Annotated in this window: 9 protein-coding genes; 3 read left to right on the top strand and 6 right to left on the bottom strand. The window is 65.7% G+C overall.

Going from position 1 to position 16,437, the window contains the following annotated elements:
- Positions 1-165: 165 nt before the first annotated feature.
- A complete protein-coding gene (locus J0L98_RS00360) occupies positions 166-1,410 on the bottom strand; it encodes a pyridoxal-dependent decarboxylase, exosortase A system-associated (RefSeq protein ID WP_296409275.1) in 1,245 nt (414 codons plus the stop codon).
- Positions 1,407-3,011, bottom strand: coding sequence for an acyl-CoA ligase (AMP-forming), exosortase A system-associated (locus J0L98_RS00355; protein ID WP_296409274.1), 1,605 nt, complete (start codon positions 3,009-3,011; stop codon positions 1,407-1,409). Before J0L98_RS00355 ends, J0L98_RS00360 begins: the two co-directional genes overlap by 4 nt.
- Positions 3,012-3,473: 462 nt before the next feature.
- Here J0L98_RS00355 and J0L98_RS00350 point away from each other — a divergent pair, with 462 nt between their 5' ends.
- Genes J0L98_RS00350 through J0L98_RS00340 form a run of 3 tightly spaced genes read left to right on the top strand, consistent with a single transcriptional unit; the run spans position 3,474 to position 5,467 of the window.
- Positions 3,474-3,749 carry a phosphopantetheine-binding protein gene (locus J0L98_RS00350; RefSeq protein ID WP_296402171.1) on the top strand — a complete coding sequence of 92 codons (276 nt, stop codon included), beginning with the start codon at positions 3,474-3,476 and terminating at the stop codon, positions 3,747-3,749.
- Positions 3,750-4,583: a hydrolase 2, exosortase A system-associated gene (locus J0L98_RS00345; protein ID WP_296409272.1), complete on the top strand. Its 834-nt coding sequence runs from the start codon at positions 3,750-3,752 to the stop codon at positions 4,581-4,583.
- A complete protein-coding gene (locus J0L98_RS00340) occupies positions 4,580-5,467 on the top strand; it encodes a hydrolase 1, exosortase A system-associated (RefSeq protein ID WP_296409270.1) in 888 nt (295 codons plus the stop codon). The genes J0L98_RS00345 and J0L98_RS00340 overlap by 4 nt, the downstream gene beginning before the upstream one ends.
- 43 nt (positions 5,468-5,510) lie before the next feature.
- On the opposite strand, the gene J0L98_RS00335 is transcribed toward J0L98_RS00340, so the two are convergent.
- The 4 genes from J0L98_RS00335 to ybiB form a co-directional block, all read right to left on the bottom strand.
- Positions 5,511-8,243, bottom strand: a complete 2,733-nt coding sequence (locus tag J0L98_RS00335) for a nitrate reductase (protein WP_296409269.1) — start codon at positions 8,241-8,243, stop codon at positions 5,511-5,513.
- Between the two features lie 125 nt (positions 8,244-8,368).
- A complete protein-coding gene (locus J0L98_RS00330; protein ID WP_296409267.1) occupies positions 8,369-14,440 on the bottom strand; it encodes a CHAT domain-containing protein in 6,072 nt (2,023 codons plus the stop codon).
- Positions 14,441-14,526: 86 nt separating this feature from the next.
- On the bottom strand, positions 14,527-15,327 hold the full coding sequence (locus J0L98_RS00325) for a caspase family protein (protein WP_296409266.1): 801 nt from the start codon (positions 15,325-15,327) through the stop codon (positions 14,527-14,529).
- A 152-nt stretch (positions 15,328-15,479) separates the two neighbouring features.
- Complete coding sequence (ybiB, locus tag J0L98_RS00320; RefSeq protein WP_296409265.1) at positions 15,480-16,406, bottom strand: DNA-binding protein YbiB; 927 nt, start codon at positions 16,404-16,406, stop codon at positions 15,480-15,482.
- Positions 16,407-16,437: the final 31 nt, after the last annotated feature.

The raw sequence follows: 16,437 nt of genomic DNA, 5'->3' as shown, positions 1-16,437 counted from the left end.
TCATTCGTAGATTCACGGCACATCGTCACGCAGCAGCTTGGCCGGCAAAGGGTGGGGCTGGCTTGTGCGTGGCGTGGATAGGGGGCGAAGCACGGCGACCTGCCGCTGAGATAGCCACGGCCCAGGGCGGTCAGCGTCCGGCGGTGACGCAGACATGGCCGCCACTCATACCAGAACCTCGACCAGGTCGGGGTGGCTCAGGAAGGCCCGCGGGCTGGCGCTGGCGCCATAGGCTCCAGACTGGAAGACGACCACCAGGTCACCGGGCTTGGCTTCGGGCAGGTTCATGCGATCACCCAGGATATCCAGTGGCGTGCACAAGGGGCCGACCACCGAGACCGCTTCTTCCGCCGGCGCGTCCATGCGGTTGCCAATGGCGACCGGGTAATTCTTCCGGATGACCTGACCAAAGTTGCCGGAGGCAGACAGGTGATGGTGAAGGCCGCCGTTGGTGACCAAGTAAGTGTGACCGCGGGAGACCTTGCGATCTACCACCTGGCAGACGTAGATGCCGGCTTCGCCCACGAAGTAGCGACCCAGTTCGATCACGATCTCGGCCTCGGGCATCTTGTGGCGGGCGTCTTCCTGGATGGTCGCCAGGTTGGCGCAAATGCCGCCCAATTCGAGACGCCGCTCCCCCGGAAAGTAGGGGATGCCGAAGCCACCGCCCAGGTTGAGGAATTTCACCGGGCCGGGTGCCGCTTCGGCAAGGCGCAGGGCGAGATCAAAGCACTTGCGTTGCGCTTCGATGATGGACTCGGGGCGCAGGTTCTGGGAGCCCGCAAAGAGATGGAAACCCTCGAAGCCCAGGCCGGCCTTGCCGATCTCGGCCAGCAGCTCGGGCACCTGTTCGGCATCCACGCCGAACTGCTTGGGGCCGCCGCCCATCTTCATACCCGAGCTCTTCAGCTCGAAGTCGGGGTTGACGCGCACTGCCACCCGGGCCGTCCAGCCGGTTTGCTGCTGGATGGTGGCGAGCACGCCGACCTCGCGGAAGGACTCGATATTGATGAGGATGCCGGCCGCAACCGCCTTCTTCAGCTCCTCGTTGCTCTTGCCGGGCCCGGCGAAGCTGATCTCGCGGGGATCTGCACCGCTGTCGAGGGCGACATTGAGTTCGAGGCCGGAGGCCACGTCGATGCCATCGACCAGACCTGCCATGTGGCCGACCACTGCCGGCATCGGATTGGCCTTCATGGCGTAGTGCAGCTTGATACCGGCGGGCAGGGCAGCACGCAGTTCTGCCACACGGCGGGTCAACAGGGCCCGGTCGTAGGCATAGAAGGGCGTCTGTCCAACCCGGGCGGCGAGGCGGGTCAGGGGAATGCCACCAACCAGCAGTTCGTTGCCCTGAACCGGAAACTGGTCGGTCGGGGCATGGAGCGGCTTTTCCCGGGAGGTTTCACTCATTGCTGCACCTTTTGCTGATCCTGGTATTCGGCGGAGAGGGTCTTGCGGTCGATCTTGCCATTGGGGTTGCGGGGCAGTGGGCCGTCCCGCGGGGCGATCACGGCCGGCACCATGTAGGCGGGCATGCGCTGCTTGCACTCGGCCAGCAGGGCGGCGCCATCGAGGGCGGCACCGTCCTTGCCGGTGGCGATCACGCAGATGGCCTGGCCCAGGGCCGGGTGGGGCACGCCAAAGGCGACGCATTCACCGACCAGCTGGGTGCTATAGAGGATCTCCTCGACCTCGGTGGGACTGACGCGGTAGCCGGAGGTCTTCATCATCTCGTCGCGGCGACCGATGAAGTACAGGTAGCCTTCCTCGTCACGACGCACGGTGTCGCCGGAGAACACTGCGATTTCGGGGAGCACGAAGCCGGTCTGGCGTCCCGGCGCGGTGGCGGGCAGGGGCTTGAAGCGCTCGGCTGTCTTTTCGGGGTCGTTCCAGTAACCCATGGCCACATGGGCCCCACGCTGCACCAGTTCGCCCGGTTCGTTCGGTGCACATTCGGTACCGTCCTCCCGCAGCACCAGTACTTCGGCGTTGGGGATGGCCTTGCCGATGGAGTCGGGACGGACATCCACCTGGTCTGGCGGCAGATAGGTGGCACGGAAGGCCTCGGTGAGCCCATACATCAGGAAGGGCTGGGTGCGCGGCAGGTGGGCCCGCAGCGCCTTGAGGGTTTCCAGAGGCATGCGGCCGCCCGTGTTGGCGAAGTAGCGAAGGTGGTCGGTGACCGTTTCGGGCCACTTGAGCTGGGCCAGCTGGATGTACAGCGGTGGTACGGCGGTGAGACCGGTGACCTTCTCCTTGACCATGGCCTTGAGGACGTCCTGGGGCAGCAGGTAATTGAGCAACACAACCCGGGCGCCGGAGTGGAAGGCGGTGGTGAGCTGCGAGAAGCCCGCGTCGAAGGACAGGGGCAGGGCCGCCAGCAGGGTGTCGTCGGGCTTATTGCCCAGGTAGCTGGCAACGCTCTTGGCGCCGGCCACCATGTTGCGGTGGGACAGCACCACGCCCTTGGGGCGGCCGGTGCTGCCCGAGGTGTACAGAATGGACAGCAGGTCGTTGTCGATGATGCGATGGCCGTTGCGCGGCGCACTGGCCAGCACGTCGGACCACTGGTGCAGGCTCACCGATTGCAACTCGACGGGCTTGGTGAGCGGGCCGGTGAGGATCACCTGGCGCAGATCGTGGCAGTGATCCAGGGTCTCGGCCAGCATGGGCAGGCGCTCGGGGGAAGTCACCAGCACCCGGGCGTTGCAGTCACGCAGGATGTGGCCGATCTGCTCACCCTTGAGAATCGGATTCACCGGCACGAAGGCGCCTCCCGCACGGGCGGTGCCGAAGCTTGCCACCACCGTCTCGATGCGTTTGTCCAGAAAGATGCCGACCCGTTCACCCCGGTCGAGTCCGAGATCGATCAGCCCGGCGGCAAAGCCGGCGACCTGGGCGTCCAGATCCTGGTAGCTGAGGGTCGCAGCCCCGGCGGTCAGCGCGGCGGAAGCCGGATCGCGTTCGGCGGAAGCGGTGATGAGTTCGTGGAGCAGAGTCGTGGTGCGCATGAGTCTGGAATGAAATCGTCGAATCTGTTTGGTGGCAAAGCCACCGCGTGACTACGGGCGTCAGTCTATCGGAGCTTCATGAACGAATACGCGTGATGGATCACAGCCGGGGCCATTCCCCGGCGCTCCCGGGCAAGCCTCTGGCTCGGTTGCACCTGCAGAACAAGGGCTTGCCCGAAAATCTGTTCGGGATCGCGGCGCGGAGTTTAACCGAGCCCCCCCATATATTCTGCGAAATAGTGCTTCCACTGGTCATTGCAGGTGATGCCGAAGGTAGGTGTCAAGGCTTGGGTGGCGGTGTGAAAAAATGCAAAACACGGGATGGTCCGATCCCATTGTGGCGGCCACTGTCACTCTGCAACGTAGATCACGGTCCCGAGGGAGAATGAGTCGCATATAATGCAACCAAGTCAGGCTCGCTGTTTCCGGTTCTTTTTCGGGGGTGGTTCGGGCGCGTAAACCATGGATTTTCCCGACTGGAGTTCGCTTTTGGATACGAAGAACGAAGTGTTGTCGATTCTCGACGAGGTTCTGAGCCTGGGAGGCGCTGCCGCCAGGTTCGACTTGGATACCGCCTTGCTCGGAGCCTTGCCCGATCTTGACTCCATGGCGGTCGTCGGTTTGATCAACATGATGGAAGAGCGCTTCGGCTTTGTCGTGGAAGATGACGAAATTGACGGATCCACCTTTGCTACGGTGGGTTCCCTCGTCGATTTCGTGAACGGAAAGCTTGCCTGAGTGGCCGGTGTCATACCCCGGCGAGAGGCTTTCTTTCTGCCGGGTGGAGTGACAAGGGAAGGACGCTTCTGCCTGCTTACCCGTGCGCCGGTTTGCAGGGGCACCCTTGTGTTCGCCCATCCCTTTGCCGAGGAGATGAACAAGTCCCGGCGCATGGTGGCGCTGGCTGCCGGGGCTTTTGCGGCATGCGGATGGTCTACCCTCCAGATCGACTTTACCGGTTGCGGTGACAGCGGCGGCGACTTCGAGGACGCGAGCTGGGCTGCCTGGACCGCCGATCTGCACGATGCCTGGTGCTGGGCATCCGCCAATCTCCCCGGGCCGTTGGCTGTGTGGGGCCTCCGTGGGGGCGCCCTTGTCATTTCCGACTGGTTGCGTGCCAGCGGTGTTGTGGCCCCATTGCTCCTGTGGCAGCCCGTATCCAATGGTCGTCAGCACTTGAACCAGTTCCTGCGGCTCAAGGCTGCCGGTGAAATGCTGGCCGACGCCGATGCAAAGGCGTCCATGGACCTGATCCGCAGCAGCCTCCAGGCGGGGCATGCCGTTGATGTTGCCGGCTATCGCCTGCCGGCGGCACTGGCGGGCGGGATGGAAACTTCAAGCTTGTCTCTGCCGCCCGGTTTTGGCGCGCCGGTAGCCCTTTTTGAGCTTGGCCCCCCCGAGCGCACGGAGCTGTCTCCGGCCCTGCGGGTACTCACCGAGCGGTGGTCGGGAGCCAATGTGAGTGTCCGGGCTACCTGTGTGGCCGGGCCGGCCTTCTGGCAGACCCAGGAGATCGAACTGTGTCCGGCGCTGATTGACGCTTCCGTTGCGGCACTTGGAGATCTCGCATGAGCACGGCAACGGGTCACGGGCAGGACAAGGCCATTCTTTTCGAATGTGGCGGCGAGTCCCTCGTGGGGGTCATCTCGGTCCCGGACGTGCCAGCCGAAACAGGGGTGCTGGTCATTGTGGGCGGGCCCCAGTACCGGGCCGGCTCCCATCGACAGTTTGTCCTGCTGGCGCGCCATCTGGCCGCACAGGGTGTGCCATGCATGCGATTCGACTACCGTGGGATGGGCGACGCGACCGGTGCGGCGCGGAGTTTCGAATCCGTCAGTGAGGATGTCGAGGCGGCAATCGGCGCCTTCATGGAAGCTTGCCCGGGCTTGCACCGGGTTGTCTTGTGGGGCTTGTGCGATGGTGCCAGCGCCGCCTGCCTGTATCCGGCGCAGAATGATCCGCGGGTCGCTGCAGCCGTATTGCTGAATCCCTGGGTGCATACCCAGGCGGGTGAAGCCAAGGTCTTCCTCAAGCACTATTACCTGCAGCGCATCACCGATCCATCGTTCTGGAGAAAACTTGGCAGCGGCCAGGTGAGTTTCCTGAAATCCTTCGGCAGTCTGTTTTCCTTTGTCCGTGCGGCTGGGCGCAAGGCTTCAGCGGAAACCACTGCGGACGTGGGCGATGGTGGTGGCCCTTTCCCCGAGCGAATGGCCCGGGGGGTGGCTGGGCGAAAGGGGCCCTTGGCGATCTTCCTGAGCGGGCGTGACTACGTGGCGCGGGAGTTCGACGATGCGTGCAAGGCCAGTGCCGAATGGCGCAGGGCCTTGGACCGCGCCGATCTCGATATCACCCGTTTCCCTGATGCCGACCACACCTTTTCCGGCCCGGGTGAAGCGCAGGCAGTTGCGGAAGCTACCCGTGCCTGGCTGCAGACGAGGGGGCTGGCGCGCTGACTGAGTGCGCCGGAAGGCTTGATTCCGGCGCGTCGGTGTGAGTTCAGTGCTTCACGCTTTGGGCGAGCCGCTTCAGTTCCGGGACGCAGGAGCCACAGTTCGTGCCGCAGCGGGTACGGGCCTGCAGGGATTCAAGAGAGTCGCCGTTGCGGAAGGCCGCCAGGATGTCGTCCTCGGCCACGTCGAAGCAGTTGCAGATCACCTTGCCCCGCGCGGCCTGACCGGCAGGTGGCTGGGTAAGGGGGGCAAGCAGCCAGGGGCGGACAGCGGCAGCAGAGTGGCCCTGCACCATCATGTCGGCCAGCCATTCGGCGGCCTTGGTTTCCCCGGCCAGACGCACGGCTGAAAGGGAGTCCCCCGTCACCCTGGCGCGTTTTTCCACTTCCTTGCGGCTGTCCTGGTAGGACAGTACCTGGGTCGGATCATCCAGTGCCAGATCTTGATCCAGGGCTTCGAGCAGGGCCGGGGCCAACTCTTCACCCCGGGCTTTCAGGACGACCACCGGCGAATTGCGGCCGGACAGGGTCAGGCTGGCATAGGGAAAATGGGGCAACCAGCGACGCAGGCGGTCCATCACGACCAGTGGGTTGGGTTGCAGGTGGCCATCCGCATCGGGTTCCGAGCGGCGCATGGCCACCAGTGCCTTGCCGGCGGTGTACTTGGCCACCTGGATGGCCGCATGCTTGAGTTCAGGCTGCTTTGAAGTGGGGTCATAGGTGCGGGGAAGAAGCACGTTCACCCCTTGTCCGCCCATGGTGTTGCCGCCCCAGTGCATGGGTACGAAGGTCTGGCCGGGACGCAGGGTGGCCGATTCGATCACCTTGAGTACCACCGCGCCGCGCGTGCTCTTCACTTCCACCAGATCACCGTTGTTCAGGCTGCGTCGCTCCATGTCATCCTTGTGCATGTGCAGCAGCGGCTCGGCTTCATGGCTGTAGAGCCGGGCGACAAGGCCGGTGCGGCTCATGCCATGCCACTGGTCGCGCAGGCGGCCGGTGTTGAGATGCAGCGGGTAGCGCGCGCTGGGCGATTCGGCGGTGATGCGGTGTTCGGTGGCGACAAAACGGGCGCGACCGGAAGGGGTAGGGAAGACGCCATCCTCGTAGAGACGGACCTTGCCTTTCCGGGCGCCTTCCGGGAAGGGCCACTGCTGGGGGCCGGCGGTTTCGAGCAGGGAATAGCTGAGCCCCGTAATGTCCAGATCGCGTCCGCGGGTTGATTCCCGGTGCTCATTCCAGACTTCTTCCGGCGAGGTGTAGGGGAACATCCGTGCGGCCAGGTCGCCCTTGCCCAGTCGGATGCCCAGACGCCGGGCGAAGTCCACCACGATCGCCCAATCGTGGCGGGCCTCGCCCGGCGCGGACACGGCGGCTCGGACGCGGGTGATGGCCCGCTCCGAGTTGGTGACGGTGCCTTCCTTCTCGCCCCAGGTGGTGGCGGGAAGCAGGAGGTCGGCATAGGCGCAGGTTTCCGTATGACCGAAGGCTTCCTGGACAATCACGAATTCTGCGTTCTTGAGGGCCGCGTGAATCATGGCCTGATCGGGCATCGATTGGGCCGGGTTGGTGCAGGCGATCCACACCGCCTTGACCTCGCCCGACTTGAGCCCCTCGAACAGTTCCACCGCACTCCTGCCGGGCTTGTCGGGCACGCTGTCCACGCCCCACAGGGCGGCCACTTCGGCCCGGTGCTGGGGGTTGGCCATGTCCCGGTGGGCGGACAGCAGGTTGGCGAGGCCACCCACTTCACGACCGCCCATGGCGTTGGGCTGACCGGTGAGGGAGAAGGGGCCGGCGCCAGGACGGCCGATCTGGCCGGTGGCCAGATGCAGGTTGATCAGCGCCGAATTGTTGTGGGTGCCGAAGCTGTACTGGTTCAGACCCTGGCAGTACATGGACATGGTTGCCGGTGACGTGGCAAAGATCTGCGCCGCCTGTTCGATGGCCTTGCGGTCGAGGCCGCAGATCGTGGCCGCCATGGCCGGCGTGTACTCGCGAACGATCTTCTTGAGCGCGTCGAAGCCCTCCGTATGGGCGTCCACGTAGTCCCGATTCACCCAGCCTTCCCACAGCATGATGTGGAGCATGGCGTTGTAGAGGGCAATATCAGTGCCGGGCAGCAGGGGGAGGTGCAGATCGGCCGCCTCGGCGGTGTCGGTGCGGCGGGGGTCGATGACCACCAGCTTCATGTCCGGATTGGCCTTGCGGGCGTCTTCCACGCGTCGGAAAGCAATCGGGTGGGCGAAGGCGGTATTGCTGCCGGAGATGAACAGGGCCTGGGTGAGGGCAATGTCTTCGTAGCTGCACGGGGGCGCGTCGGCACCCAGGCTCAGCTTGTAGCCGGCCACGGCGCTGGACATGCACAGGCGTGAATTGGTATCGAGGTTGTTGCTGCCGATGAGGCCCTTCACCAGCTTGTTGAAGACGTAATAGTCCTCGGTCAGGAGTTGGCCGGCACCATACACGGCAACGGCATCGGGGCCGTGTTCGGCAATGATGGCGGCAAAGCGGTCGGCGGCCACATCAAGGGCGGTATCCCAGCTCACCCGTGTCCGGGCCTGATCGCGTGAGGCGCGCAACTCGGGATAAAGGGCGCGGGCGATCAGGGTTTCCGGGGCGCTCGACAGGTGCAGGGTCGCGCCCTTGGTGCACAGGCGGCCGAAGTTGGCCGGGTGGTCCGGATCGCCCCTGACACTGGTGATGCGCCCGGCTTCGTGTTCAATGACAACACCGCAGCCGACGCCGCAGTAACAACAGGTGGATTTCGTTTCGGCCATGAACACTCCTTTGATGCAGAGCACAAGCAAGCCATGTGCCATGCGCAGGAGTCTTCATTTTTCCTTGGTTTTTTCTTGAGTCGAGCACCAGGGTGGGGATTTTCAAGGCCAATGTGGTGCGTCGATCACTTTCCCTTCTTTTTGCCTGCACCAGTCTTGGGCGGCGGTGCCTTGCTTTCCGCCTCTTTTGCCGCCGATGGGCCGGGTGTTTTCGTTTCCCTTTGCGGATCGTTGAGGATGCACTTCAGCATCTCGGCACGCTTGGCATCGTCGCCTTTGCCCCGGCATTGCAGCAGTTCGCCGAGGATGCGGATCTGGGCCGTGACCGAGTCCAGCTCGCGGCCTGTGGCCGTCACTCCCTTGATGGCATCGCGATATTTGGCGGCCAACCCGTCGGCCGATTTCTCATCCGACTGCAGCCAACACGCCAACTCCGCGTCCGCCGACATCACCGCGTCGAAGAAATCGTAGGTGTGCTCGAAACGTTTGCGAGCGGCTTGCCCGCACGCCGCGGAGGCGTCGGCATAGTTGGCCTCCGTGCCGAGTAGTGCATCCAGTTGCAGGCGGTTGATGGCGTTGTAAGGGTTCCAGTCGGGGGATCCCTCCGGGCTTCCTTGGCTGCGGGCATAGGCATCACGGGCGCAGGTCAGTGCCTCGGCCACCTTGACCCAGGGTTCGCCACTGCGGGCGAGGATGATGGCCATGCGCTTGTGGGCACTGCCGAGGAGTGCCCAACGTTCCGGATTGCTCCTCGTGGCAGCAGTCTCGGAGACCTCAGGGGGCTCGGACGACAGGGCGAGGAGAAAGCGCAGGCGCGCCAGGGCGCCCTCGGCGAGGGTCTTGGCCTCTTCTATGCGGCCATCCTGAAGGCTGAGGCGCTCGGCCTGGCGACTTTCCAGATTGGCAAGCTGCTCGATGGCGAACAGGGGGACCAGACCCTTTGACGAATCATCACCAATGGCCTGCAGCCAGGCCGCGCGGGCATCGGAATAGCCTTCTTGGCCGTATTCGGCGTAGAGGCGGGCGAGGGCGTGCTGCACCTGCGGCTGCTTGATCCAGCCCTCCGGCACATGGCGCAGACGGGTCTGGATGCGCCGGGCAATCTGCTTGAAGCCATTCTCCTTTCCGCCGCTGTGAAACATCTGGCCGGCGTCGGGCAGGCGGCACTCGATGCGGCGCTGCTCAATCCAGTCGACGAGTTCATGGCCGGACCGCATGGGTGCGTCGTCCTTGGCCGGGTTGCGATGGACCTTGAGCTGGAAGGCAGGATCGCCATAGGCCTGGTAGGCGCCCCAGGTGTTGTGGCCGGGATGGGCTTCGAAGCAGACGGCACGCGCCGTGGAGATGGCCTCGCCGAAGCTGGCGCCTTGCTCTGCCATCTGCTCGAAGAAGGTCTCGATGAAGGTGCGGGCGGCACCGTCGTTCACCTCCCAACCGGCGGCCACCACGCAGCGCACGCCCATGTCGATAAGCTCCCGCGCCAGACTGGCGGCGAGCTTGCTGCCTCCCGTGCCGATCTTGCCCAGCTCGCAGCAGTTGAGGAAGACGAGGTCGGGAACACTCTCCATCTGGCCGATCTCGGCTGCCGTGAGGAGCAGGCCGTTGGAGAGCACCACGCCGCTGCGATGGCTGCCGTCGGCGGCCCGCCGTGCATGGATGCCGTGGGCGGAGATCATCAGCAGGCGGTAGGGCCGGGCGAAGAGGCGGGTGAATATGTCCGCTGCCAGGGAGTCGGGCGGGGCCTCCGTGACTTGGTAGCCCGCGTCCGACAGCACCCGGGAGACCGTCATGCCTTCCGCGACGGCGCCGGGCAGGGGAGGCAGGCAGTCCGGCTCGGGTTTGCCGTCTCCACCGATGCGCGGCTTCCAGTCGGCACCGCCAAACTGGGCATGGAAACCCTCGGTGGACGGCTCGGAGATCACACAGGCGGAGAGGTTGTCGGTGCGTGCCACCTGACGGCGGAAGCGGGTGGTGATGAACTGGCGCACCACCCGGGTCTGCAGCACCATCGGACTGCCATCGACTTCCAGCATCTCCCAAGGGAGGTTGGCGGTGGTTTCATCCACCATCAGCAGCAGGTTGCCGGCCTGGCGGGCGGCGGCCTTGAACTCCAGCGGCACGAGCAGCTGGAACAGGGTGGCGCCGAAATCCAGACCCCTTGAATACAGGGTGGGGCTGCGGCTCTTGAGGCGGTCGTCGCAGAGCTTCTCCACGAGGCCCGGCTGGCGGATCTGGACAATGCTCTCGGCGCGGGCCTTGTCTCCCATGTAGATGAACTTGAGGCGGCCGGCATAGTGGGTTGTGGGGGCGCCGTCGAGCCAGAACGGCGTGGGCAGGCTGCCGTCGGGGGTCTTGTCGCCACAGCCATAGATGCGCAATAGTTGGCGCAGGTTCTCGGGCGGTATCGGCGGCTGGAAGCGCGGTGTGCTGCAGTCCGGGGGGCAGTCGGCCTCTTCCCGGTCGGCGTCGGAGACCATCAGACGCGGCCAGTAGTCGGAGAAGGGTGAGACGCTGAGGCGTTGGCGGGCACCTTCGCCGGTGGACAATTCTTCGGCGGCGTCGAGCTGGAAGTTCATCTGCCGCAGCTCGCTCTTCAGGGTCGATCCCAGTTGGCTGACGGCGTGGGCGGCTGAGATCGCGCTGTCGTGGAACACCTCGATGAACTGCAGTTCGGAGACCAGGGCGCGCCGGGTCTTGGAGTCCCCATTCGGGCTGCCGTCGCCATTGGCGAAATCCCGGTTGGCCAGCAGCACGCCGAGCACCACCGCCTTCACCGATTCCCTCACGTCGAGCTGCAGCGCCGAGTTGGTGCCGATCAACAGGGATGCCAGCTTGAGGTGGAGCGTGTCGCCTCCGGTGGGCGGGTTGTTGGGCTGCGTTGTCGCTTGCTCTTCCCCGTAGCGGTCGGCTGCATGGAGGAGGTAACGCAGCACGCCCCCACGCACGGCCTCGGTGACGCCGCCCGCCGTGAGCCGGCCCATCTCTCCCAGGCCCACCACCACCGCGCCGCGCCCGGTCTGGCGGTGGCGTTCGGCGGCATTGCGCGGCATCAGCACGATGGAGGCGTTGCCGATCTCGCCGGTATGGATGCCCAGCCGCTGGCGTTGGCTGAGGGCGCCCTGGACGAGGTATCGGTCGATCACCCCTTCGGCGGCGGCAATCGGGTCGCCCCGGTAGTGGCCGCAGAGCACCGGGGTGTGCACGAAGCGCAGGTCCATCGCGCTGACGGACACTTTCAGACGCCGGTTCCGACTGCGCGGCACTTCCGGACGCAGGTGGCCGCCGAGCAGCCGGGTGGTGGCTTCGGGGGGGGAAGGGAAACCTTCGGGTGGCCCGGCCCGGTATTCGCGCACCACGTTGGGGTCGCCCCCGCGGCTTACCGGCAGCGGGCCGAGCTTGCGCGGGGTGCCGTGGGCAAGCAGGGATTCGATTTCTTCGAAGTGGGTTTCGGTGCTGGTAAGGCCCATGTGATCCACGGGCATCAGCCAGCTACGGTTGGCGGGCAGGCCGGGCAGGTGGCCCGAGGCCCAGGTGACCGAGCCGTCGCCAGCGGGCGTCCCGCGCAGCACGATGCTGCCTTCGCCCTTCTGCTTGATGATGCCGCAGGGGGTGTTGTCGCTCTGGCCGTAGATGTACGCGATGCGATCCGGTGCCTTGCGGACCCACTCGGTGTCGGCCACCTTTTCCCAGAACGCTTTGGCTTCATCGAGAACCGCTTGCTTCGGCTTGCCACCGAGTTCGCTGCCAAACCAGAAGTCGTTGTTGTGGGCGGCCAGGTCGGCCCAGGTGTTCTCCTTGTAGTAGTCGCAGGTGTCTGCCTGGCCTGGCGCTGGCAACAGATGAATGGCACCGGGAAAGCCGGCGATGATGTCGAGGATGTGCTGCATGCGGTGGCGCAGATCCACCCGCGCCAGCAGGCGGATGGTGTCGGACTGGCCCAGCAGCGTGTGCACAAAAAGATGGGCGCCCTGGTTGGGCGTGCCAAGCATCACCAGCCGGCCTTCAGGCCGGGCAACGATGGCGTCCCACAGGGTTGGGTCATGGGCAATGGCGGCACGCACCACCAGGCCACCCATGCTGTGGGCGAGGATGCGAATCGGGGCATCGGTGTGGCTCTCGAGGAGTGCAGCCAGCCATTCGGCGAACTGTTTCCCGAGGGTTTGAATGGGCTGGCGCCAGTCGTAGGGGAAGAGCTTGACCTCATGGGTCTGGCCGAGCCGTTCCACGAGCTTGCCGTAGGCCATGCCCACCAGCCCGTCCGGGCTGACCTTCGGGCTGTCCATGGTGATGCGACTGAGGGCACCCCTGGCGAGGCCCAGGGGGTCAAGCCAGACACGACTGCCTTCGGCATTCAGATGGCTGCCCATGATGCCGGGCAGGAAGACGAGGATGGGCGCTTTTGCTCCGTTGCGGGAGGCGGGTGCTTCCGGCTCCACCACGCTACCCTGGGGGTCTAGTTCCGGCGCGGCGCTGGCAGACCACTCGGGCAGTTTGCAAGGCTCGGCTGCGCTCAGCCAGCGGTGCATGGCGGCGGGGAGCGGTCGGCCGTCGGCGGTGGCCGTGTCGTCGCGGAAGTAGCGGAAGTGATTGACGTTCTCGCCCTGCACGAAGATCGCCCGGGCTTTCGCCTTCCAGGCCAGGCCGCCGTACATGGAGGCGGTGTCCACCACCAGATCATTGTCGGCCCGGTCGAAAAACATCCAGTCGGTGAACATCGTACCTAGACGTTTGGCGAAGCCGCCACCTTCGATGTCGCCCGCGATGATCGCCATGGCGGTGGTGCGGCGGTAGGGGGCCGACGCCAGCAGCATGCCCATGGCGGCATCCGGCAGCATGGCCTCGATGCCGGGCAGCAGTCTCGGATCGAGGCGGCGATTGGCGATCTCGATGACGATGCGGGTGAGCACGGCAATGCCCTTGTCCGTAACAGCTTTCGCCTTTGCGCCGGCAATCGGCCCGGAGGCAGCGCCGACGACAGCGCCTGCGGCCCACCCGCTTGCCTTTCGGATGAGGCTCAGCAAGCCCGACAGGAAGACTTCCAGGTTGTCGCTGAGCAACGCGGTGCCCCGCGCCGGGCAGGCCACCCGCACGTAGCGATCGATCTTGAAGCGCTTGGCGCGCAGCAGTTTGACCAGTTCGCCGAGCTTGGCCTGCTCCTGTCTGATGAAGCCCTCCTGTCCGGATTCCGGGGCGGATTCGAGCGCGTCGTCCTTACGGGGCGCCGGGCGGTAGTCGAGAATCAGTGCATTGAGGGTTTCGGTATGGTCGATGCTGGTGTCGATGCACAGCAGATCGCCGACAAGGCCGCCGCGGGAGTGGCTGACGATGCTGAACTGCGCTTGCTTTGGCAGAGCCCTGGCCAGGGCCAGGGCGTTGTCGATGGGGCTCTCGGAGAAGGTATGGTGCTCGAGGCCGAACAGGCGACCCTCAAACTGGCTATCCAGTTTCGACCAGATCTGGCTTCCGGGTAGCTGCCCAAAGCTGCCCAGGGTGTGGGAGCCCGTGCCGTGGATGAAGATCAGGCCGGGCTTGCTGGCGAGTGAGGTGATGGCGGGGGCTTTGTCGGACAGGGGGGCTTGCGCATCGATGGCGCCACCGTCCCAGGGGTAAAGGCCGGGGGCGTTACGGCCTTGCTTTTCGATGGCCCACACGATGGCCTTGGCACCCGCATGGGTACCGCCAGCAACGATCAGGTCTTCCACCACGGAGCCGGTGAGTTCGGCGAGCTTGTCCCGCGCCTTTCCGGTGATCTCGTCTTCTTTCACGACGAGGGTGGAGAGCGTGCGCCACACCCATTCGCCGACGCCACGGCTCTGGGCGTCCCGGGGGTGCAGGGCGGTCAGATCGAGGGAGTTGTCCTCGGCCAGACTCAGTTCGGGGCGGGTTGCGGTGAGACGGGCGAGGCGTTCTGCCAGCGCATCGGCGCGGATGAAGGCGGTTGTGCCGTCTTCGGATTCCAGCGCCAGCAGGCGGGCATCGGGTTTCACCTCCACCTGCCGGGAGTCGTCACCGCGCGCCCGGGGGCCGATCTCCCAACTTTCCTCCACTTCAACGTTACTGAGGAGAGAGTCGCAGGTCTGGCTGCTGTCCCCCCGGCTGCCCGGGCTGAGGATGGCCGCGGGGAGGTTCGGCTTGCGCCCGGGGGCAGTGTCAGGAGCGGCAACGAGGCGCAGAGTGGGCAGGGCCGGGGTAGTCACGGGGGGACTCCAGAGCGAGAGGCGGGCGGTAGCCCGGCCCGCGCAGGGCGGGCCGGGAGCAGGAGGGCCGGTATGTCAGCCGCTGATCAGGAAAACACCTTCCAGGCCTTGGCGCTCTTGCTGCCGAAGATCTGCGGGTTCTGGGGTAGCTGGTTGGTGGGCAGGTAGACGGGGCTGATGGCCTTGAACCACTGCGAATAGCTGGCGCTGGCCGGCAGGGCTGCCAGTGCTTTCAGGGCGTAGTAGGTGAAGGCGCCGTTGGGGCGGCCTTTGAAGCTGGTGTCCCAACTGAACTGGGTATCGGTACAGCCGGCCAGCAGCAGATCGCCGCCGCTGCGCGACAGGCCGCTGAGGCTGGGAAGGGTGAGACCCCGGCTCGCCGGGGGCAGATCCTCAGGCTTCATCCATACGCTGGGCGGCAGGAAGCGGGCGCGGGGCATGCCGGGGTCGAGGTCGCTGTCGTCGCCACGGGTGACACTGCCCGAGTGGCAGCTATCGGAGATCAGCAGGACCCGCACGCCCGGAGCATGGTTGCCGAAGATCACGGCAATCTCGTCGTCGAGGAGTACCTTGCCCGATCCGATGTCCCAGGGGCACAAACCTTCGTCACGGCCATCCGGTTCATCGCCGTTCCGGTCGGGCACCCAGGTGCCGTGGCCGGAGTAGGTGATGACGACGGTGTCACCCTTGGCGGCCCCGGAAATGAGCGCGCTCATGGCGGCGACCATGGCGGCCTTGGTGGCCTGGCTGTCGATCAGCTTGGTGACGGAGAAGCCGCGGGCGGTGAGGGTGGCGGCCCAGTCGTTGGCGTCGTTGACGCAGCCCGAGAGGTCGTTCTGGGTACCGGGGTAGTCATTGATGCCGATGCACAGCGCCTTCTTGCTCATGATTTTTCTCCCTTTCTTGACGCCCCCGTCGGGCCGGGGTGCGGTCGCCAGGGTGCGGTGGTGCCCGGCGCGGGGCCGGGCTATGGAATATGGATTTAAGCATCCGTGCTTGAAAGGTCAACGGCTTCCGGCTGTTTGTGAAGGTGACGGCCTCAGTCCCGGGGGGTCAGGCTGAGCTGTTGCAGGGCCGCCACCTGGTCGAGAATGGGCTGGGGAACGGGCAGGCTGCCGTCCAGCATGGACCGGATCAGGGCTGCGTTGGCGTTGATCTCCGGATCATCGGGCTGGCCGTCGATGGGGGGTGCCCCTCCTTCCTCCGCGGGAAAGGCGACGTGGGCCCGGCCATTGGCAAAGGTTTCGAGACGCGGCCGGCGGCGTGGATTGGCGAAGGCTTCGCCCTCGGTGCCACGCAGCAGCAGGGCCACGCCACCCTGGGTGACGAGGTGGCCGTGCATGCGCTCCAGGTACTCCGGGTGGGTCATGGAGACAACGCGCACGCTGTGGCCGGGGGCCGGGTCCAGGAGCTTGGCCAGGGTGTGGGCGCTGTTGCGTACGCCCAGGCGTGGGCGCAGGGCCAGCAAGGGCTCGAGGCCGGGCGCCAGGGCGTCCAGGGGCAGGCAGGCGAGGTGGCTGCCGGCGAGGCGGGCTTCGGCGTCGGCCAGACTGGCGGCCGGGGTGATGCCGAGGGCTTCGAGGAGGGCAAAGGGGCTGACCCGGCTGTCGAAGTCGTGGCGGCCCTGGATCAGCACCGGAACGCCCTCGCGGGCCAGCAGCATCGCCAGCAGGGGCATCAGGTTGGCCTGGCGGCGGGCGCCGTTGTAGGTGGGCAGCACCACCAGGCGCGGGCCTGGCGGGACGGCCACGCGGGCGGTGCGGGCGTCGAGGGCGCGCTGGAAGCCGAGCAGCTCGTTCGGCGATTCGGCCTTGATGCGCATGGACAGGATAATGGCGCCCAGTTCCAGGTCCGGCACGCGGCCATCCATCATGTCGCCGAAAAGGGATTCCGCCTGGTCGACGGTGAGGGGCTTGGAGCCTTTCGGCCCGCGGCCGATTTCCTTGATGAAGGGGGCGTAGGACATGATGGACAGGGAGACGGGTTGGAGATCCGGC

This window comes from Zoogloea sp. (genome assembly GCF_017302315.1).
Classification (GTDB): domain Bacteria; phylum Pseudomonadota; class Gammaproteobacteria; order Burkholderiales; family Rhodocyclaceae; genus Zoogloea.
This window is presented reverse-complemented; position numbering and strand designations above follow the sequence as displayed.

Excerpts from the sequence above, each read along its gene's own strand:
- J0L98_RS00355 (WP_296409274.1), bottom strand. The coding sequence starts at position 3,011 with ATGCGCACCACGACTCTGCTCCACGAACTCATCACCGCTTCCGCCGAA.
- J0L98_RS00325 (WP_296409266.1), bottom strand. The coding sequence starts at position 15,327 with ATGAGCAAGAAGGCGCTGTGCATCGGCATCAATGACTACCCCGGTACC.
- ybiB (WP_296409265.1), bottom strand. The coding sequence starts at position 16,406 with ATGTCCTACGCCCCCTTCATCAAGGAAATCGGCCGCGGGCCGAAAGGC.
- J0L98_RS00335 (WP_296409269.1), bottom strand. The coding sequence starts at position 8,243 with ATGGCCGAAACGAAATCCACCTGTTGTTACTGCGGCGTCGGCTGCGGT.
- J0L98_RS00340 (WP_296409270.1), top strand. The coding sequence starts at position 4,580 with ATGAGCACGGCAACGGGTCACGGGCAGGACAAGGCCATTCTTTTCGAA.
- J0L98_RS00350 (WP_296402171.1), top strand. The coding sequence starts at position 3,474 with ATGGATTTTCCCGACTGGAGTTCGCTTTTGGATACGAAGAACGAAGTG.
- J0L98_RS00360 (WP_296409275.1), bottom strand. The coding sequence starts at position 1,410 with ATGAGTGAAACCTCCCGGGAAAAGCCGCTCCATGCCCCGACCGACCAG.